Annotated in this window: 19 protein-coding genes and 1 tRNA gene; 10 read left to right on the top strand and 10 right to left on the bottom strand. The window is 62.9% G+C overall.

Translation table 11 applies throughout. The features are described from left to right. Positions 1-26: 26 nt before the first annotated feature. Entirely contained in the window at positions 27-1,253 is a 1,227-nt protein-coding gene (locus tag AC6R19_RS15910; RefSeq protein WP_500580824.1) for a hypothetical protein, read from the bottom strand. 239 nt (positions 1,254-1,492) lie between these two features. On the opposite strand from AC6R19_RS15910, the gene AC6R19_RS15905 reads away from it, so the two are divergent. The 7 genes from AC6R19_RS15905 to AC6R19_RS15875 all read left to right on the top strand — a co-directional run bounded on the left by AC6R19_RS15905 (position 1,493) and on the right by AC6R19_RS15875 (position 8,321). Further along, entirely contained in the window at positions 1,493-4,147 is a 2,655-nt protein-coding gene (locus AC6R19_RS15905; RefSeq protein ID WP_500580823.1) for an HzsA-related protein, read from the top strand. Positions 4,148-4,150: 3 nt separating this feature from the next. Further along, positions 4,151-4,912: an outer membrane beta-barrel protein gene (locus tag AC6R19_RS15900; RefSeq protein ID WP_500580822.1), complete on the top strand. Its 762-nt coding sequence runs from the start codon at positions 4,151-4,153 to the stop codon at positions 4,910-4,912. Between the two features lie 5 nt (positions 4,913-4,917). Next, complete coding sequence (locus AC6R19_RS15895; protein WP_500580821.1) at positions 4,918-5,547, top strand: outer membrane beta-barrel domain-containing protein; 630 nt, start codon at positions 4,918-4,920, stop codon at positions 5,545-5,547. Positions 5,548-5,606: 59 nt separating this feature from the next. Further along, positions 5,607-6,086 (top strand): TlpA disulfide reductase family protein, encoded by a 480-nt coding sequence (locus AC6R19_RS15890; protein ID WP_500580820.1) that lies wholly within the window; start codon positions 5,607-5,609, stop codon positions 6,084-6,086. 171 nt (positions 6,087-6,257) lie between these two features. Continuing rightward, positions 6,258-6,476, top strand: a complete 219-nt coding sequence (locus AC6R19_RS15885; RefSeq protein ID WP_500580819.1) for a DUF4266 domain-containing protein — start codon at positions 6,258-6,260, stop codon at positions 6,474-6,476. Between the two features lie 130 nt (positions 6,477-6,606). After that, positions 6,607-7,713, top strand: coding sequence for a DUF3570 domain-containing protein (locus AC6R19_RS15880; protein ID WP_500580818.1), 1,107 nt, complete (start codon positions 6,607-6,609; stop codon positions 7,711-7,713). 41 nt (positions 7,714-7,754) lie between these two features. Beyond that, positions 7,755-8,321, top strand: a complete 567-nt coding sequence (locus AC6R19_RS15875; protein ID WP_500580817.1) for a DJ-1 family glyoxalase III — start codon at positions 7,755-7,757, stop codon at positions 8,319-8,321. Between the two features lie 74 nt (positions 8,322-8,395). On the opposite strand, the gene AC6R19_RS15870 is transcribed toward AC6R19_RS15875, so the two are convergent. The 9 genes from AC6R19_RS15870 to AC6R19_RS15830 form a co-directional block, all read right to left on the bottom strand. Continuing rightward, the gene (locus AC6R19_RS15870) at positions 8,396-8,917 is read right to left on the bottom strand and encodes a YajG family lipoprotein (protein ID WP_500580816.1); all 522 of its coding nucleotides are present in this window, start codon (positions 8,915-8,917) and stop codon (positions 8,396-8,398) included. Then, positions 8,914-9,966 carry a hypothetical protein gene (locus AC6R19_RS15865; protein WP_500580815.1) on the bottom strand — a complete coding sequence of 351 codons (1,053 nt, stop codon included), beginning with the start codon at positions 9,964-9,966 and terminating at the stop codon, positions 8,914-8,916. Before AC6R19_RS15865 ends, AC6R19_RS15870 begins: the two co-directional genes overlap by 4 nt. Positions 9,967-10,360: 394 nt before the next feature. Then, the gene (locus tag AC6R19_RS15860; protein WP_500580864.1) at positions 10,361-10,570 is read right to left on the bottom strand and encodes a response regulator transcription factor; all 210 of its coding nucleotides are present in this window, start codon (positions 10,568-10,570) and stop codon (positions 10,361-10,363) included. A gap of 649 nt (positions 10,571-11,219) precedes the next feature. Beyond that, positions 11,220-11,295 (bottom strand) — tRNA-Phe (locus AC6R19_RS15855). Between the two features lie 114 nt (positions 11,296-11,409). Then, positions 11,410-11,703, bottom strand: a complete 294-nt coding sequence (locus tag AC6R19_RS15850; RefSeq protein ID WP_500580814.1) for an oxidative damage protection protein — start codon at positions 11,701-11,703, stop codon at positions 11,410-11,412. A 15-nt stretch (positions 11,704-11,718) separates the two neighbouring features. Next, positions 11,719-12,825, bottom strand: a complete 1,107-nt coding sequence (gene mutY, locus AC6R19_RS15845; protein WP_500580813.1) for an A/G-specific adenine glycosylase — start codon at positions 12,823-12,825, stop codon at positions 11,719-11,721. Positions 12,826-13,115: 290 nt separating this feature from the next. Beyond that, positions 13,116-15,149, bottom strand: coding sequence for an AsmA family protein (locus tag AC6R19_RS15840; protein ID WP_500580812.1), 2,034 nt, complete (start codon positions 15,147-15,149; stop codon positions 13,116-13,118). Positions 15,150-15,334: 185 nt separating this feature from the next. Continuing rightward, positions 15,335-17,536 (bottom strand): TonB-dependent receptor, encoded by a 2,202-nt coding sequence (locus AC6R19_RS15835; protein ID WP_500580811.1) that lies wholly within the window; start codon positions 17,534-17,536, stop codon positions 15,335-15,337. 84 nt (positions 17,537-17,620) lie between these two features. Further along, entirely contained in the window at positions 17,621-17,911 is a 291-nt protein-coding gene (locus tag AC6R19_RS15830; protein WP_500580810.1) for a hypothetical protein, read from the bottom strand. Between the two features lie 141 nt (positions 17,912-18,052). Between AC6R19_RS15830 and hisB the strand changes: the two genes are divergently transcribed. The 3 genes from hisB (at position 18,053) to hisA (ending at position 20,092) form a co-directional block, all read left to right on the top strand. Then, positions 18,053-18,640, top strand: coding sequence for an imidazoleglycerol-phosphate dehydratase HisB (hisB, locus tag AC6R19_RS15825; protein ID WP_500580809.1), 588 nt, complete (start codon positions 18,053-18,055; stop codon positions 18,638-18,640). Then, complete coding sequence (gene hisH / locus AC6R19_RS15820) at positions 18,640-19,284, top strand: imidazole glycerol phosphate synthase subunit HisH (RefSeq protein WP_500580808.1); 645 nt, start codon at positions 18,640-18,642, stop codon at positions 19,282-19,284. Before hisB ends, hisH begins: the two co-directional genes overlap by 1 nt. 76 nt (positions 19,285-19,360) lie before the next feature. Next, entirely contained in the window at positions 19,361-20,092 is a 732-nt protein-coding gene (gene hisA, locus AC6R19_RS15815; protein WP_500580807.1) for a 1-(5-phosphoribosyl)-5-[(5-phosphoribosylamino)methylideneamino]imidazole-4-carboxamide isomerase, read from the top strand. Position 20,093: the final 1 nt, after the last annotated feature.

Raw genomic sequence — 20,093 nt, 5'->3', positions numbered from 1 at the left:
AGCGGTGGGTTATTACTTTTCATCAATTAATCCCCCGCACAGTAAACAGCGGCGTCCGCATAGACCTGCTTCAGCCTGTAACCGCTGTTGCTGAAATCGTCGGCGATGGCATCGATGCGCGCGCGATCGGTCGAGTCCTCCGGATCGCGCAGGCACACCTGGCGGAACACCTTGGTGACCTGGCACTCGGCGAAGGCGCGGCTGTTGGCCAGTTCCTCGCCCAGTGACTTGGCGCCGTTGCCGCTGCCGGGCAGTGCGCTGCTCCAGCCCAGGTGCAGGTTTGGCCCCTGGCGCCAGTAGTTGTCCCAGCGGTCGTCCGGCAGTATGAAGCCGTGGGGGAAGTTGGCGCTGTTGATATGGTTCTTCGCCTTGACGCGGCTGCCGGTGGCGGGGTCCGTCTCACCGGCGCTGTTGTAGTCCAGTTGGCCCTTCTCCCCCTCCGGGTCGTTGTCTGCGTCGTAGACGAAGTCGTAGTAGGCGAATGCCTGGGCCATGGGGTCCATGCCGCTGTGGCAGCCGATGCAGTTGTTTTGGAAGACGCGGCTGTCGCCGCCGGGGCTGCGGCTTACATCCTGGCGGATGCGGTCCGGGGGCCTGGAGGTATCGTGCACCTGCTCCATATCCCGGCACAGGTGGTTGACCAGGGTGAAGCGGAACATGGCCCGATTGGTGCCGGCGATAAAGAAGGATTTGGCCGCGCCGCGGGTGGTGATAACGCCGGCGGTCGCTTCCGCCGGCAGGCCGGTGAGCGACGACTGGCTGCGCTGTACCAGGTTATCCTTCAGCGAATAGCCGCCGGCCTCCAGTGCCTCGTAATGGTCGTTATTGCTGTTGCTGTAGGCCGGCAGGCCGGAGACGTCGCCCGTGTAGAGGATATTTCCAGACAGTACCTGGCGGAAATCCATATCATCGCGCACCATGCCGATTACCGTCGCCGTGTAATCGTTCAGCGGCGCGAAGACGTCGCGATCGCGGTTGGTCCAGGGGGTGGCGAGATTTTTCAGGGTCACATTGTAAAAGGCGTCGTTCTGCATCGCCGTGTAGGCGGCGGCCTGGGGATCGCCGTCGGCGATGTCCTGGGCCATGTCGAGCAGCACTGTCTCGGTAGGTTTGACGCCGGTCAGGCGGCTGTGAATCTGCAGGGCCTGGTCCTGTGGGGAGGCGCTGGCGAGGCCGGCCCAGAGGCAGGCGCCCAGCAGGGCACCCGCAGCAACTGGCCGGGCCGCCCGCAGTCGAAGCGGTTGGGTTTTCATCGAATTATTTGGGTTAGTGTGACCACTGGAGGCGATGGCACCAGATACTAAGAGTTGGGCCGGCTATTGCCAGCGCCGCCTATGAGAAGTGCGGTCCAGTTGGCAAAATTTTTGTGCGCGGTTTGAGAGAATGCCGCTGCGCGGGAAAAATATCGCGCACAGAGAGATTCCACCAAGCCAAGGCCAGTTTTGCGCCCGCCTGAAATGCGCGGCCGGGCCGACGACCGGTAGAAATAAAAATGAAACATTTGCGTGCACTGCCGGCGCTGCTGCTGTTGTTGTCTGCCTGCAGTGGCGGCGGTGGCGGCTCCTCCGCCGGCGGAGACCAGGCCGAGGATCCGGTCGTCGTCGACTATCCGGTTGCCTTCGTGCGCCGCCAGTTGGCCTTCGAGGATGACGGCGCCCTGGCCGAGGACGATATCTACTCCCCCGCTGCTTTCAATCCCGGCGCCGAACTGGTGCTGAAGGAGCGCGCCACGCCCAGTGCAGCGGAGACGGTGCTGACCGCCGGGCTGTTTGTCGGCGATTACGACGTCAAGGACCTGAACACCTCCGCCGACGGCCGGCGCCTGCTTTTCGCGATGCGTGCGCCGGAAATCGAGGACGCCGATGACGACGAGCAGCCCACCTGGAATATCTGGCTCTACGACCTGGACAGCAATGAACTGAAGCGGGTCATCGAATCGGACCTGATCGCCGAGGAGGGCCAGGATGTGGCCCCGGCCTTCCTGCCGGACGGTCGCATCGTCTTCTCCTCAAGCCGCCAGCGCCGCTCCCGCGCCCTGCTGCTGGACGACAACAAACCGCAGTTCTCATCCCTGGCGGAAGACCTGCAAAACGAGGCCCTGGTGCTGCACGTGATGGAAGCGGATGGCAGCGGCATAAAGCAGATCTCCTTCAACCAGAGCCACGACCTGCACCCGACGGTACTGAACGACGGCCGCATACTGTTCAACCGCTGGGACAATATGGGCGGCGTCGACAACCTGAGTCTCTACACCATCGAGCCGGACGGCACCGACCTGGCCTTCCACTACGGCTACCACAGCCAGCAGACCGGAACGGAAAATGCCGACGGCGAGCGGACCGACGCCGCCTTCGTAAGACCCCGCGAGATGCCCGACGGCCGCTTGCTGGTCACCCTGCGCTCGCCGGAAGGTATCAGCTACGGCGGCGATCTGGTGGCCATCGACAGCGTTGAGCATACGGAAGCCTATAGCCTGCCCGAGGGCAAGGGCGAACTGGTGGGCCAGGCGTCGATCTCGGTGGAGGAAGTCGTCACCGACGGCAGCCTGTCTCCCCACGGCCTCTTCTCCTCCCCCTGGCCCTTCCACGACGGCACCAGCCGCTTGCTCGTCAGTTGGAGCGAGTGCCGGGTGCTGGAAATGGAAACCGGACTGCCGCGCCCCTGCACCGACGAGTGGCTGGCCCAGGAGGAAGTGGTGCCGGCGGATCCCCTATACGGCCTGTGGATCTACGACTACGCGGAGGGCACCCAACTGCCGATCGTGGTCGCCGAGGAGGGCGAGATGATCTCCGAGGGTGTCACCCTGGAGCCGCGCACCGAGCCCGCCTATATTCCCGAGCCCGTACCCGGCGTCGACCTGGACGATAAGCTGGTGCAGGAGGGCGCCGGCATTTTGGATATCCGCAGCGTCTACGATTTCGACGGTGAGGATATTCTTGTTGGAGAGGACGGGGCGGGTATCCCGAGCCTCGCGGACCCGGCGATCACCAGTGCCGACTTGCGTCCGGCGCGCTACCTGCGCGTGGTCAAGGCGGCGGGCATCCCCGACGACAACACCCTGGATTTCGACCGCTCCGCCTTCGGCCGCAACCGCGCCCACGGCATGCGCGAGATTCTCGGCTACACGCAAATCCAGCCGGACGGCTCCGTGCGGGTGAAGCTGCCGGCGGATATGCCGCTGGCCATTTCCGTCGTCGATGCCGACGGCCGCCGCATCGTCGGCCGCCACCGCAGCTGGCTGCAGCTGCGCGCCGGCGAAGTGCGCCAGTGCAACGGCTGCCACACCGGCGACAGCGAGGTGCCCCACGGCCGCCCGGACAGGGAGCCCGCCTCTGCCTGGGCCGGCAGCCCCACTTCCGGCGTCCCCTTCCCGAATACAGAGCCGGCGCTGGTGGCCGAGATGGGCGAGACAATGGCGCAGCTGCTGGCGCGCATCGCCGGCGAGGCGCAGCTGGAGGGCGATATCAGTTTCAGTGACCTGTGGACGGACCCGGCCCTGCGCGCCAAGGACCCGGGCAGCAGCATCCCCTACGCCGACCTGACCACGCCGATCCCGATCCCCGCCACCTGCCTGGACGACTGGAGCGGCAACTGCCGCAGCGTCATCCACTACCCGGTGCATATACAGCCGCTCTGGGAGCGTGTGCGCCAGATCACCGACGCCAGCGGCGCGGTGATCGAGGACCGCACCTGCACCGCCTGCCACTCCAGCCGTGACGCCGCCGGCATGCTGCGGGTGCCGGCGGGGCAGCTGGACCTGACCTCGGCGGCATCCGTTGCCAACGCCGACTGGATGACCTCCTATGTGGAGCTGCTGTTCGACAACCCCACCCAGGAATTGGTGGACGGCGCCCTGAACAATATCCTGGTGCAGGAGCGGGACGACAACGGCAACCCGGTGTTCGAGACGGACGAAGACGGAAACCCGATTCTGGATAGCGACGGCAACCCGATTCCGGTTATGGTTACCGTCGACATCGACCGGCTGATGGATGACTCCGCCAACGGCAGCCGCTTTTTCGACCTGTTCGAAGCAGGCGAGGCCCACGCCGAATACATGGAGCCGGCGGAGCTGAGGCTGATTTCCGAATGGCTGGATATCGGTGCGCAGTACTACAACGATCCCTTTGCCGCACCGGTGAATTGATTCATGTTGCCCTTTAGCTCCTGTATTAATTTTTTCTGCGCCGCCCTGCTGCTGATATCCAGTGGTGTGGCCGCTGCGGAATCCCCGCCCGAGGACGCCGAGCTGGTGACCGTCGGCACCCCCTATGTGAACATCTACACAGGCCCCGGGCGCGGCTACCCGATATTCCACGTGGCCGAGTACGGGGAAAAACTGTGGCTGCTGAAGCGGCGCACCGACTGGGTCAAGGTCGCCATGCACAGGGACAAGAGCGGCTGGGTGCGCATCGCCGACCTGCAGGAAATCTACGGCGGGGACGGCGAGCTGGTGCGGGTACCGCTGCCGGATTTCAGCGATGTGGGCTCGCAGCATTTCCACCTGGGCTTTTCCTACGGCGACTTCGCCGGCGCCAGCTCCATAGGTGCGACCCTCGGCTACCGCTTTACCGCCAACCTGTCCGCCGAACTGCGCGCGACCCAGGCCGTGGGAGACTTTTCCGGCAGCCAGACCTACCAGGTCGCGGTGCTGCACCAGCCGTTTCCGCGCTGGAAGCTGTCGCCCTACTTTATGCTCGGCACCGGTATCAATATCACTTCCCCCAACGCCACCATCGTCGCCACTGAGGACCGCCGCGATACCGCCATGCTGACCGGTTTGGGGGTGAAAACCTATCTGTCCCGCCGCTTCGCCCTCAGGGCGGAGTACGCCAATCACTACCTGCTCACCTCGCGGGAAGAAAATCAGGAGATAGTCGAGTGGAAGCTCGGATTCGACGTTTATCTGTAGCCGCAGTGGCTGCAGCTTTCTTATTTTCCGCCGGTGCACAGGCGCAGGGCGGTGACGACGTGCTCGGGGATGCTGTACTCGGTGAAATAGTCTCGCCGGATCTGGAGCGGCGCGAAATCCGCGAGGCACAAATCGACAGTGAGAATATCGAGTTCGCTGCATTCGGCGGCGTGATCAATGTGGAGGACTTCGGCTCCAATACCGTCTACGGCGGCGCGCTGGCCTACCATATCAACGAAGATATCTTTATGGAGGCCGCCTATGGCGAGACGGAACTGGGCGAGTCCAGCTTCGAGCGCCTGAGCGGCTCGGCGCCGCTGCTGACCGACGAGCAGCGCCAGCTGAGCTATTACAACCTGTCCCTGGGCTGGAACCTGTTTCCCGGCGAGTACTTTATTTTCGACGATTGGGCGCTGAACAGCAGCCTCTACCTGATCGGCGGCGTCGGCAACACCTCCTTCGCCGACGAGGCGCACTTTACCTACAACTTCGGCGTCGGCGCGCGGGTGCTGGCCAGCGACTGGCTGGCGCTGCGCCTGGATTTCCGCGACCACGTGTTCGAGCACGAGATTTTCGGCGAGGCGCAGACCACAAACAATCTGTCCGCACAGCTGGGAGTCTCCGTTTTCTTCTAGTAGGGTGCGCCGCGCGCACCAACCGGAATTCAACAAGTCAAATAATCAGAGGAAGAAAAATGCTATTTCGATTACTGACCGGCCTGACCCTTATCCTCTCTTCACACTTGACCCTGGCCGCCGAGCCCTCGTTCGATTTCACCCTGGCCTCCAACAAGGGCGACAACCTGCGCCTGGCGGAGCAGCGCGGCGACGTGATAATGCTGAACTTCTGGGCCTCCTGGTGCGGCCCCTGCCGCAAGGAAATGCCGCTGCTGGACGAGCTGCACGCGCGCTACGAGGCCGCCGGCTTCCAGGTGTGGGGTGTGAACGTGGATTCCGAGCGCGCCGACGCGGAGAAGATGCTGGGCAAGATCCCGGTGGACTTCCCGATCCTTTTCGATAGCGCCGGCGACGTCAGCAAGAAATACGGCATAGACGCCATGCCCAGTTCGGTATTCATCGACCGCGACGGCAATGTGCGCCATATCCACCGCGGCTACCGCGACGGCGACGAGGCCGCCTACAAGAAAATCATCAAGGAACTGATCCGGGAGTAAGTCATGATCCTAGAAACCGCAGTTGGATCACGAAAGTCAAGGCAAGCTCCTGGCGCGCCTAGCAAATTTAAGTATCGACTCATCACCAGTAAGGTGACCACGCGATTTTTAAATTCACTATTCGCACCAATATTTTACCTGTCTTTTTTGCGCCCAACTGCGGTTTCTAGGATGATCCGCGCACTGATCCTGCTCTGCGGCGCGCTGCTGTTCAGCGGCTGCACCGCAACACCCTGGGTGGCCCCTTACGAGCGCCACTACCTGGCCGACCCGATCATGGGCTTCGAGCGGGATCCGGTCGCGGCCGGCTATATGAATCACGTCTACGAGGCCCGCGAGGCGGCCCGCGGCGCGGAAGGCGGAAGCGGAGGCGGCTGTGGCTGTAACTGACAAATTGGCTAAAGGCAGCGTTTGTAGGAGCCTGTTTGTGACCGCCATGGATGGCGGAAAAGCAGGTTTTGCAGGAGCAAAAAGCCTGTCAGGCGAACACGTCCTGGCCTGCATCCTGGCACTTTGCTCAATGGTTGCCAATGCGGCCGTGCTGCCCGAAGAGCGCGCCGACACCATGTACCACTCCTATAGCGGCGGCGGAGTCACCATCGACGGCCCCTCGGTACTGGTGCGCAAGAATGTCGGCAACAACCTGTCGCTGTCCGCTAACTACTATGTGGACATGATCTCCGGTGCCTCCATCGATGTGCAGGCCACCGCCAGCCGCTACTCCGAGCAGCGCGACGAATTCTCCCTCGGCGCCGACTACCTGGTGGACAAGGCCACCCTCAGCCTCGGCTACACCAACAGCTCGGAGAACGACTACCAGGCGGAGACAGTCTCCCTAGGTGTCAGCCAGGCTTTCTTCGGCGACCTCAGCACCCTGGACCTGCGCGTCAGCTACGGCAACGACGATGTGTTCCGCAACGGCGACGAAAATTTCGCCGCCCAGGCGGAACACCGCCGCTACGCCCTGAGCTGGAACCAGATACTGACCCAGAAACTGATCGCCGAACTGAGCGTGGAGACTGTCGCCGACGAGGGCTTCCTCAACAACCCCTACCGCAGCGTGCGCTACCTGGACCCGGCCTCCGGCAGCGGCTTCAGCTACCAGCCGGAACTCTATCCCGCTACCCGCAACAGCGACGCCGTGGCGATCCGCACCAAGTACCGCCTGCCGTACCGCGCCGCGGTGAAGGGCGAATACCGCTACTACGCCGACAGCTGGGGCATAGTCGCCGACAATATCGAGTTCCGCTACACGCACCCGTTGGAGGAAAAGGACCAGTGGATACTCGAGGGCAAGCTGCGCTTCTACCGGCAGAGCGGGGCCGATTTCTACAGCGACCTCTTTCCCTACCTGAACGCCACCAACTTCCGCGCGCGGGACAAGGAACTGAGCGATTTCACCAGCACCTCGATCGGCATAGGCGTCGCCTATGTGCTGCCTGACCGCTGGTCCCTGTTCGACCGCAAGAACACCGTCAACCTCTACTGGGACCATATACTGTTCGACTATGACGACTTCCGCGATGTCCGGGTGCACGGCGAGGGCACCGACATCAATCCGGGAGAGGAGCCGGCCTACAGCTTCGGCGCCAATGTGATACGCCTATTCTGGTCTGTATGGCTCTAGGCTAATAAGAGCAGATAGCGAGTACCTGCGAGGAGATTCCAATGGCGAAAGTGCTGGTTCCCATAGCCGACGGCTCCGAGGAAATCGAAGCGGTCACCATCGTCGATGTACTGCGCCGCGCGAAAGCAGAGGTCACCCTGGCCTCGGTGATGCAGAGCCGGCACATCACCGCCTCCCGCGGCGTCGCCATAGAGGCGGATTGCCTGCTCGAGGAGTGCACTGACAACCGCTGGGACCTGATCGCCCTGCCCGGCGGCATGCCCGGCGCGGAGCACCTGTACAACAGCGATCCCCTGACCGGGCTGATTGCCGATCAACTGAATTCGGGCCGCTGGCTCGGCGCCATCTGCGCCTCACCGGCAGTTGTCCTGGGCAGGCGCGGACTGATTTCGGATTATCGCGCCACCTGCCACAGCGGTTTTCGCAAGGAACTGAGGGGGCAGGTTAAAGAGCCGAGCGACGAGGCAGTGGTGATCGACCGCAAGCTGATCACCAGCCAGGCACCTGGCACCGCGATACCTTTCGCGCTGTGCCTGGTGGGCGCCCTGTTCGGCGCGGAGGTGGAAAAACAAGTGGCGGCGCCCATGGCTGTCGACCGGGCCAACTGAGGGCGGCAGCCTGCGCAAAACGCAAAACGCAAAACCCGGCATCGAGCCGGTTTTTTCTGTTTCCGCGCGGGACGTCAGGTGTGCGTCTGCGCGGTGCAGGCGTGCTGGAGCTCCGCCTTCAGTGGCTTTAACGCCTCTTCCAGTGCCTCCGTCACGCCGGCTTCATACTCGCGCAGAGTCCCCCACCAGTTGACGCCGACGGAGCTGCCCCGGTAGATGGTGGCGCTGTCGGCGCCGGCGCGGGCGACGCTAAGGACCACCACCGCGGATTTGGAGGTCGCCAGCGAGTGTACGTAGGCGCGGTCGATCGTCACCTGTAGTTCCGCCTCTCCCCCGTCGCCGACGATCTCCGGCCCACTATCGTCGAGAAGCGCCTCGGCCGCGGATTGCACCGCGCGGCTGCCCAGTTCGTTCAGTGGTCGGGACTTCACACTCCTGTCCACAACTGCGATGGTCTGCGGACAGGCGCTGCCTCCCGGCTGTTCAGACAGGGCCGCCGGCTGCAACAGCTCCGGGCCGAGCACCGAGTGCTTGGTCTGGGTGGCACAGCCGGCCAGGCCGAGCAGACCGCAGGCGATCAGGATCCGGGTTTTCAAAACGTTGCACCGAAGAGGGTGTATACCGGCGCTTTGCGGTGCTTGTAGAGCAACATGCCGTTGGGCTGGCGGGTGATCACCATGCCGTTGTCGAACTCCTCCAGCAGCTGCGTCTCCCGTTTCTTCTTGCTGTCAGTTTCCGCGGCCATCGGCAGCGGGTACCGGCCGCCCAGGTCGTTGACGATCATCTTCGCCAGCAGCGCCGGCGCCGCGGATATTTCCTCGCGCAGCAGTTCGTCGTTGTTATCCAGCCAAACGCTGCCGGCGGGATTGTGGCTGGGGATCTTGATCGTCTTGGTGTCGAGCTTGGCGATTTCCTTGGCCAGCTTCTTCTGGTTGCGCTGAATCACCGACTTGGAGAGAGATTCGTCGGTCGGGTATTTTTCCTTCAGGCGAGTGATTTCCGCCTGCTTCTCCTCCTCGGTGAGGCGGCGGACGGAGCCGTTGTGTGGGTAGGACTGCACCTTGGCAATATTGCTGTACAGCGGCTTGGGCGTCGACTTGTCGCCGGCTGCAGCTGCCTTGTTGTACAGCGAGTAGTTGGCGGTGAACTCGATGACCTCGGCGTTCGGCTTCAGGCTGTAGTTGGTATTGATCAACAGCAGCAGTTCCTCGTCCAGCGAGGCCAGGTAGTTTTTGATCTTGGTATCCGACTCGAACTGCTCGCTCACCAGTTTCTTGTCCGCCACCCAGTCCAGGCGCTCGATATTGTCTGCGAAAGCCTGCTCGAGCATGCTGCGCACGTTGATATCCAGCGTGGCGTTGCGGAAGGGCTCTACAGCGGCTTCGGCGTCCTTGGCGCGGGAGTTGTTGACAGAGGCATCCACCGCCGCCCCTACCAGTGCACCCACCAGGCCAAACTGCGCCCCGGCGGACCCGCCGGCATTGGAGGGAACAAACTCCTTCACTATCTCCTCCTGCTGTACCTGGGACACGACTTTCATTGTCGTCTTGCCCTGTACGGCAGCCGGATCGAAGTTTTCGTAAGGTGTGGCTGAACAGGCGGAGAGCAACACTACACCCGCTGCGACGAGTAGCTTTCTTATCATGATTATCCCCAAATAATCGATTGCTTTTGTGTAAGTCGGGCGGAGTTTATCAGAGGATTTGCGGCACAGAGCAGTGAAAGAAAGTCATTTCACTTACATCAGGCTTGCCACTTTATGACTTTTTGACTTTTTGCGAACACAATTCGTCCGCAGCGAGTATTTATTGACCGGGCGTATGATGAGATGTAATAGATGGGGAGACGGGAATAGATGAGCCGAACAGATGCCCGCTCTGATATTCGCGGCTAATCAGTAAGCGGTATGTCCCTGTTCCGCTGAGCCCCGGACTGTTTCGGGGAATCTGAGGCTCCCGATAAAAATGCTCCTGTCGGACACGGTCAGCAATAGCCCTTTAGGGCTATTTTCCGGGTTCTTGCGGAGTTTTCCTGCACTCCTATAGCAGCCCCTCGGTTATACACTTGCTGATCAGCTGCCCCGTGTTCCTGCAATCGGACTTGTGCAGAATATTTTTCCGGTGATTCTTTACTGTGTTGGGCGAAATACACAGTTCTTCGGCAATTTCCGCACTGGTAAGCCCACTTGACATCAGCCTTATGACTTCCATCTCGCGGTCGCTAAACGGGCTCTCGCTTTCCGGCGCCAGGCCGGCATTCGCGCCGACTTCAATATTCAGGAACAGAGGTTCTCCCAGCAGGCCCTATGGCGGAAACACGGTAGTTGTTTTCGTTGGTCAGGTGACTGATATTGGTGTGAATATTGAGTGCCTTGGCCAGGCGCCCCTGTTCATCGCACTGTTCGTTTGGGCAAGCGGGGATAGAGGCAATTTTTGTTAAAAAAAGGAGGAAGGGCTTTGTCGATGCAATTATTGCCACTTAGTGACAAGGGGGCGACAGCTACAGCGGCGTTCACTGAATGCGTGGATCGGCCCCTCATACCGTGCAGCTTACCAGCGTACCCGGTGAGAAGTTGAATAGCATATAGGGGTTAAGTGGATTTTACTTCTCTACTCCATGAGAGAGCGCTTTATAGAATTTTTGATTTTCGATGTTATTGCGGTCAAAAAAACGATCGGCGTGCTATGAAAATCAGCAAGTTCTGGAGCCGAGCCGCAAAGTCTTTGTGGGGGTAGCCTGTGCTTGAGAGACAAATGATCGACTAGAAGTCGCCACTTTCAGGAGCTAAACATTTTGCGTTGACACAGGTGGGCACTATGGCGATTTTTGGCGTCAAACGGGAACCGGTTTCGGGAAAGAAAAAACCCGCGAAAGCTAGCGCTGACGCGGGTTTGGAGATGGTGCCCAGAGGCGGAATCGAACCACCGACACGGGGATTTTCAATCCCCTGCTCTACCGACTGAGCTATCTGGGCTTGCGATGTTTCCGGGCTTGCCCGGCGTCGCGAGGCGCGTATTAAACCCGCTCCCCGGGGCTGAGTCAAGCCTTTGATTGCTAAATAGTTTTCCTGTGAGTGAGCGCTCACTTTTTAGTCGTCTTTCCCTTCGTCATTGTCTGCCTGGGGCACGAAGCCCTCGGCTTCGTCGTAGGCCTCGCCGCTCAAGAATTTCTGCATCTGCTCGCTCAGGTAGGCGCGGCTGGAGGGTTCCATCATGTTGAGGCGTTTCTCGTTGATCAACATGGTCTGGTGGGCCATCCATTCCTGCCAGGCCTTTTTGGAGACGTTTTCGAAGATGTCCTGGCCCTTGGGGCCGGGGAAGGGGGGCGCATCCAGGCCTTCCAGTTCCTGTTGGTATTTGCGGCAGAATACGGTTCTGGACATGGACATCTCCTCGGTTCAGTCGGCGGTGCAGGGGGCCAGCAGCGGCGCCTGTAGCGCCAGCAGCTGTTTGGCCAGCTTGACGATGGGGGCCGGCAATCCCAGTTCCTGTGCCGCGCGGGGGCGGTTGAGTCGGCGCAGTTTATACCAGCCGCAGCCCCTCTCCGCCACCTGGGTGGGGACTTTCGCCAGCTGCACCCACACCGGCGCTATATCCAGGTGGAAGTGAGTGAAGGTGTGGCGCAGCTGCGGCAGCGCCTGGATCTGCTGGGCGTGCAGCTCCCGCACCGCCAGCCATTCCTGCGCGCTGGCCTCGCCGCCGTCGTCCTCGTCCAGTTGCGGCGGGCACCAGAGGCCGCCCCAGATGCCGCTGGGTGGGCGTTGCTCCAGGAAAATCTCGCCGTCGTGCTCGAGCAGCAGCATGGTGGCGCTGCGCACCGGCTTCTCCTTGCGCGGCTTCCTGCCCGGGTAGTCCTGAGGGTTGCCCTGGGCGCGGGCGTTGCAGGCTTTGGCCAGGGGGCAGTCGTCGCAGCGGGGCCTGGTTCTGGTGCAGAGGGTGGCGCCCAGGTCCATCATCGCCTGGGTGTAGTGGTTGCCGCGCCCGTCCGGGGTGTAGGTCTCGGCCAGCTGCCAGAGCCGATTGGCGACGGCGGTCTGGCCGGGCCAGCCGTCGACGGCCTCGAAGCGGGCCAGCACCCGTTTGACGTTGCCGTCGAGGATCGGCGCCTTCAGCCCCATGCTGATGCTGGCGATGGCGCCGGCGGTGGAGCGGCCGATGCCCGGCAATTCGGCCAGGGCCTCGACGTCGCGGGGGAATTCGCCCTGGTGATCACTCACTACCTTTTGCGCGCACTTGTGCAGGTTGCGCGCGCGGGCGTAGTAGCCGAGGCCGCTCCAGTGCGCCAGCACTTCATCCAGCGGCGCCCCGGCCAGGCTCTGCAGAGTCGGGAAGCTGGCCATAAAGCGCTCGAAGTAGGGGATCACCGCGGTGACCTGGGTCTGCTGCAGCATGATCTCCGACACCCAGACGCGGTAGGGGGTGATGTCCCGCTGCCAGGGGAGGTCCTTGCGGCCGTGTCGGTCGAACCAGGTGAGGACGGCTTGTTGGAATTGTTTTGGGGTCATTGGGTAACTTCAGACGGGTTGATGGGCACGCTGCGCTTTGACTCGCGCCGTCCCTGGCGCTCGCCCGCTTCGCGGGCGCCTTCGGCGTCCAAATCGGCAATCCCTGCCGATTTGTGCCCATCCTAGCGGTTTTGCTTGCAGGAGCTTGCTGTGACCGCCACGGATGGCGGAGTGCCGCCCAGCGGAAATGCAGATTTTGCAGGAGCAAAAATCCGCCAGGTGAAAAGAACAGAGCTTCGTAGCTTTCGCCTGCAGGCAGGCTCCTACATGGTGAGGTACCAAAAAGGGACTCAGTCGCGCTTGAACAGGCCCTTGAATTTCTCTTTCAGTTCTTCGACCTTTTTATCCACCTTTTCGCCGTATTTCTTCTCGGCCTTGTACTTGAGTTCTTCGCGCAGCAGGTCGTCGAGGCGGCGGCTGTCGGGTTTGCAGCTGCCGACGCCGGCGTCGGCGAAGCTGTCCTTGCAGCGAAGCGGCAGCGGGCGGTTGCGCCAGCGGTCGTTCCTGACGGTGCAGCCGTCGGCGGAGGTGCGCTCGCCCACCAGGGCCAGCCCCAGGGCGAAGTCGAACTCCTGCTTTTCGAGGTCGATCTCGCCGTCGCCGGTCATGGCGATATTCTCAATACCGGCCAGCACCTCCTGGATCTTGGCCTTGTCGCCCTCGATGGTGATATTGGCGCGCAGGTCCTGCAGGCGGGTGCTGGCGGGCCACTCCCGTTCCGGCAGCGGGGTCTTCTCGGCGTAGCTGACCAGCTGGCACATGCCCTTCTCCAGGTTGAAGGGGGCCAGGGACAGCTGGTCGCTGGAGAGCTGCACGGTGGCGCGCAGCTGCTTCTGCAGCTCGGCGGTATCGGCGCCGCGGGTCTGCGCGGCCCAGCTGACGCTGGTCCGGCCGGACAGCTGCATCTTGTCGCTGGGGAAGAGGGCCTGCTGCACCTTGGAGATCTCCACATTGGCGAGGCCGCCGTTGATATTGGCCTCGGCGGACTGGCCGCGGGCATTGAACTGGCCGTTGCTGGAGAGTTCACCGCCGTAGAGGTCGGCGGAGAGTTTCTGCAGCTGGTAGAGTCCGTTGTCGACGGTCAGCTGCAGTTGGGGCCTGTCCAGTTGCAGGTCGACCGCCTTGATCTGTTCCAGGGACAGGTCCAGGTTGGCGTTGAAACCGCGCATCGCGGTCAGCGGCAGTGGCACTGGTTCCGCCGGCGCCGCGGTTGAAGGCTCCTCGGCCTCCGGCGACGGCGGCGGCAGGTAGTCGTCCAGCACCAGGGCGCCGCCGCGCAGGGTCAGGTCCAGCCCCGGCATCTCGGCGTTGCGCAGCTGGGCGCTGCCGGCGAAGACGGTGTCGTCCAGCTGCAGCTGCAGCGGGGTCAGGTCGAGTTTCTTGTCGGTGCCCTCGACGCTGGTCTCCAGGCTCAGCTTCTGCAGCACGGCGCCGCTCTGGGTGACCAGTTCGGTGCCGGTGACGGCCAGCCAGGGGCGCAACGGCTCGGCAACCGTGTTGACGTTCATCTGGATCTGCCAGGGCTGGCCGGCGGCGGCGCGGCGTACGTGGCCGCGCAGGTTGACCTCGGCCGCGGCTTCGCCGCTGGTCAGTTCCAGTTGCAGTGGCTGCAGGCGCAGGCCGTTCAGGCCCTCGTCCAGGGCCAGGGTGCTGGAGAGACTCAGCTCCACCGGCTGCTTGAGGGCACTGCCGCTTATCTGGGCGCTGGCCTCCACCTGTCCCGGCTCGCCCCCGGGCACCAGGTTGTCGGCGGCCACGCGCAGCTGCTCCACGGTGTATTCGGTCTTGTTGCCCGCGTCCCTGTAGCTGAGGCGGCCGTCCTCGATGCGCAGTTTTTCCAATGCCAGGTTGAGGTCCTGGCCGGTCTTGTCCGCGGGCACCTCCAGTTTGGGCGGCTGCTTGGCCTCTTCTTTCTTCTGCGCCTCCATGGCTTCGGTCAGCAGTTCCCAGTTGCCGCGGCCCTGTTCGTCGACGGTGAGGTCGATCTGCGGGCCCATCAGCAGAATTTCCTGTGCCTCTATGCGCTTCTTCAGCAGAGGCATCAGCGCCACGCCGACGGCGATCCTGTCTGCGCGCACCAGCGGTTGCTCCGGCTGCGGCAGCGGGGCCAGTTGCACGCCCTTCAGCTTGAGGGCGATATTCGGCCATAGCTGCCAGCCGATATCGCCGTCCAGTTTCAGGGCAATGCCCTGCTTGGCCGCCAACTGCTCCAGCTGCGGCTTGTACTGGTTGACATCGAGGCCGGCCAGCAGCCAGGCGACGGCGCCGGCGAGCAGCAGGAAGGTGACGAGAAGGGCAATAAAAGTGCGCTTGATCCAGGCCATGGAGTGAAATATCCCTGTTATTCGCAGAAGGGTTGCCGGGTGTACTGATACCTGAGATGCCGAACCGGGGTCCGGTGTTCCCGGCAATTGCCCTCCCGCGTGGAAGTTATCCGGGTATTGTAGGAGATTCGGCCCCCGCCCGGATGGGCGGGGGCACTCGGTGGGCCAATTGAAGCAGTTGTGGTCTAGAAAATAAACCGCACGCCGGCCTCGACGCTGCGGCCCATCTCCGGGGCGTAGTCGCGCAGCAGCGAGGTGGAGTTGCGGATCTCCTCGTCCAGCAGGTTGCGGCCGCTGGCGAAGAGCACCATGTCGGTGTCGCCAAACTTGAGGTTGTAGCGCGCGGTCAGGTCCATACGCGTGTAGCCGTCGGTGGCTTCCTCATAGGCGCCGGCGCGTTCCTGTGCGGAGGCCCTGGTGGTGCGCCATTCCCAGTTCCACTGGCCGTAGTCGCCGCCCAGGGCGAGACCGACGCGCAGCGGCGGCATGCGCGGCACGTCGCGACTGTATGCGCGGCCCTCGCCTTCCTCGTGGGCGTGGTCGTGATGGTCTTCGCCTTCGCCCTCTTCCTCGTGATGCAGGTGGAGGTCGCCGGTGAAGCTGGCGCGCACGCTGTCACCGAAGAGTTCCACGTAGTGGCCGCCGGCGAAGGGGAAGCGCACGGAGGCCTCGGCACCGTAGAAGACCGCATCGCGGTTGGTGTAGCCGTAGACGGTCAGCTCTTCCTCGTGGTTTTCCTCGCCGGTGTTGGCCGCGTAGATATAGTCAGTCACGCGGTTGTAAAACAGGTTGGCCTCGATGCGGGCGGCATGCCAGCCGCTGGCCTCCTCGTTGTGGTGGTGGTAGCCCAGCTCCAGGTTGAAGGACTTCTCCTTGTCGAGGTCCTCCTCACCTTCCAGGTAGCGGGCCTCGGCCAGGTGGGCGCCGTCGGCAAACAGCTCCTCGGCTACTGGTGCGCGCTCGGCGTGGGTGGCGCCGAGGCTCAGGTGCTGGTGTTCAGCCAGGAAATACTGCAGGGTGCTGCTCAGGCCCAGCAGGTTGAAGTCCTGGGTTTCCCCCTGCTCCGGATCGATCGAGACCTGTTCTGCGCGGCCGCCCAGATCCAGGTGCCAGCTGCCCCACTCGCGTTCCTTCATGGTGAAAAGGCCCACACTGCGGGTCCTGGACGGTTGTACGAAGGCCTCGTCGCCGATGGCCGCGAAGTCTTTGTCGGACAGCTGCAGGCCGTAAGCGCCGCGCCACTCGCCACCGTCGTCGTGGGTCACTTCGATACGGCTCTCCCAGGCTTTGTTGGTAAAGCGGGTGCCCTCGTGGAAGTGGTCTCCGTGGGCTTCCAGCTCCGTGTGCTCATAGTCGTTGTAGCCGAGGCGTACGCGCAGCTTGTCCCAGTATTCGCCCTCGAAGCGGTGCTCGCCCTTGAGGTCGTAGCGGGTCTGGGCCATGTCGATACGCACGGCTTCCGGCTCCTCGCCTTGCCCGTGCTCTTCGTGCTCCTCGCCGGCAACTTCCTCTTCGTGGTGCTCCTCTTCCCCGTGGTTGTGTTGATGGGCGCCCAGGGGAATGCCGTAGTTGTTCTCGAGCTGGTTTACCGACAGGCCGATAAAGCCGCTGTCGGTGATCCAGGAGACGCCGAGGCTTCCGCTGTGGGCGCGGGAGTTGGTGTTGCCGACGAAACCGTCGGTGTTGAACTCTTCCTCTTCGTGCGCGTGTTCCTCGCCGGCGTGCTCCTCTTCGTGGTGCTCTTCCTCGCGGTGGATGATGGCGAGGCCGGGGATTTCTGTATCGTCGCTGTCGCGGTAGACGCCGTCCAGGTACCAGGCCACCCGGCCGGCACCCCCGGACAGGCGGAAGACGCCGGCGTCCTGGCTGTTGCCGGTGTTGTGGCGCATCTCCAGCGCGCCCTCGAGTTCCCCGGGTACCTCGGTGGGGATGCGGCCGTCGATCACATTGACCACGCCGCCGATGGCGCCGCTGCCGTAGCGCAGGGCGGCGGGCCCGCGCAGTATCTCGATGCGCTCTGCCAGCAGCGGCTCGATGCTGGCGGCGTGGTCGGAGCTGGTGTTGGAGGCATCGGCCACGTCCAGGTTGTCGTTCAGCACCTTGACCCGGTTGGCGCTCTGGCCGCGGATCACCGGCAGGCCGACGCCGCCGCCGAAGGAGGCGTTGGCCACGCCGGGCTGGCTCTCCAGGGTCTGGCCCAGGGTGGCGGAGGCGGCGTCGCGCAGGGATTCGCCGGACAGCACGGATACCGGCGCGGCCACCGCGTCGGCGGGCTTGTCCAGCGGGGATACGGTTACGTTGACTTCTTCCAGTGCCTCGGCAGCGTAGGTGGCGGGCACGGTCAGGGCGCCGGCGATCGCCAGGGCCAGTTTGCTGGTCTTGTTCATCGGTTTTTATTCCTGTCACACGGGCGGCGGGCCTGCATTAGCGAGCAGGCCGCCGTCGCCTAAAAAACTTATCGGTGTTGTGGTCTACGGGAGTGACAGGGAGGTAGGAGGCGCTCTGGCGCTCTGGCGCTCTGGCTGGCAGTCGCGCGGTACCGGCGCGGACCGGGTATTGTGGAGGATGACCGGCGCTGGCTGGCCGAACTGGAAGCCGCTGCCGAAGGCAGCGGGCATATGGTTGAAGCAGAGGTCGCACAGCTCCACCTGGCCGTTGTTCAGGTGGATATGCTCCGCCCACAGCGGCTGGGCTGCGAGCAGTGCAAGCAGCAGCAACAGGCTGGCCCAGAAGCGGGATCTTTGGCGGGTGCGGTTGAACATGGGGCGTATGATATTTGCTCCCGGCCACTAATCAAGTTTCATCTGTCACCAACCGGCCACAGGGGCGGTCATTCGTCCTATAATTCGCGCCTTCTATCCTATTCGCCCGCAATTTGTAAACAGACTGAGGATTCCCCCTCCATGCGCAAGGCCAGCGTCAAACGCGACACCCTGGAGACCAAGATCGCCGTCAGCGTCAACCTGGACGGCGACGGCCGCGGCAAATTCGATACCGGGGTGCCCTTCCTCGAGCATATGCTCGACCAGATAGCCCGCCACGGCATGATCGACCTGGATGTCGCTTGCGACGGCGATGTACATATCGACGACCACCACACGGTGGAGGATATCGGCATCACCCTGGGCAAGGCGATTGCGGAGGCGGTCGGCGACAAGAAGGGCATGACCCGCTACGGCCACGCCTATGTGCCCCTGGACGAGGCCCTCTCGCGGGTGGTGGTGGACTTCTCCGGCCGCCCCGGCCTGATCATGGACGTGCCCTTTACCCAGAAGCGCATCGGCAACTTCGATACCGAGCTCTTCTACGAATTTTTCCAGGGCTTCGTGAACCACGCCCTGGTGACCCTGCATATCGACTGCCTGCGCGGCCACAATGCCCACCACCAGGTGGAGACGGTGTTCAAGGCCTTCGGCCGCGCCCTGCGTATGGCGATGGCACCGGACCCGCGCATGGCAGGCACCATGCCTTCCACCAAGGGTGTGCTCTGATGCATAGGATAGTGGTTCTCGACTACGGCATGGGCAACCTGCACTCGGTGGCCAGTGCCCTGCAGAGAGTTGCCCCGGGTGAGGAAGTGGTGCTTGCCAGCTCGCCGGAACAGGCCCAGGGCGCCGACCGCTTGCTGGTGCCGGGCGTCGGTGCCATCCGTGACTGCATGGCGGGCTTCGTCGAGGCCGGCTTTGCGCCGCTGCTGAAAGACGCCATCGAGTCCGGCCTGCCGGTGCTCGGCATCTGCGTCGGCATGCAGATCATGATGCGTCGCTCCGAGGAGAACAACGGCGTCGACTGCCTGGATATCTTCCCGCAGCCGGTAAAGTTTTTCGGCAAGGATTTGCAGGAAGACGGCGAGAGGCTGAAAGTCCCCCATATGGGCTGGAACCGGGTCGCGCAGAAGCGGGCGCATCCGCTGTGGGCAGGGATAGAAGACGGCAGCCGTTTCTATTTCGTGCACAGCTACTATGTACCCGCCGAGGATAACGCCGATATCGCCGGACAGGCGGAGTACGGCGTGTCCCTCGCCGCCGCGGTCGCGCGGGAAAATATTTTCGCCACCCAGTTTCATCCGGAAAAAAGTGCCAATGCCGGCCTACAATTATTGAAAAATTTTGTCGGCTGGAACGGCAAGCCCTGAGCATCACCCTGCAGGAGCGGCGGGGTGGCCACTCCTACACAAAGATTTACATTCACCGCCGATTGAAAGACAGACCATGATCGTAATCCCCGCAATAGACTTGAAGGACGGCCAGTGCGTGCGCCTGCGCCAGGGCGAGATGGACGACGCCACCGTATTCTCCGACGACCCGCTGGCCACCGCGCAGCACTGGGTCAACGAGGGCGCGAAGCGGCTGCACCTTGTGGACCTGAATGGTGCCTTCGCCGGCAACCCGGTCAACCATGAGGCGGTCACTACGATTGCGAAACAGTTTCCGGAGTTGCCGGTGCAGATAGGCGGCGGCATCCGCGATCTGCACACCGTGGAGAAGTACCTGGATGCGGGCGTGACCTGGGCCATCATCGGCACCGCCGCGGTCAAGAATCCGAAGTTGGTGAAGGAGGCCTGTCGCGAATTCGAGGGCCATATCATCGTCGGCCTGGATGCGAAGGACGGCCTGGTGGCCACCGAAGGCTGGGCGGAGGTGTCCGAGCTTCAGGCCACCGAGCTGGCGAAGCAGTTTGCCGATTGCGGGGTGAGCTCCATCGTCTACACCGATATCGCCCGCGACGGCATGATGCAGGGCGTAAACATCCCGGCCACGCTGGAAATGGCGCGCGCGGTGCAGATCCCGATCATCGCCTCCGGCGGCGTCAGCAGTATCGGGGACATTAGGCAGCTGCTGGAGGCCGGAGAGATAGCCGGCGCCATCACCGGCCGCGCCATTTACGAGGACAAGCTGAACCTGCGCGAGGCGCAGCAGCTCTGCGACGACTGGAAGCAGTAAA

The organism is Microbulbifer sp. SE14 (assembly GCF_059834885.1).
Note: the sequence above shows the minus strand (reverse complement) of the source record. Positions and strands in the feature narration are given on the sequence as shown.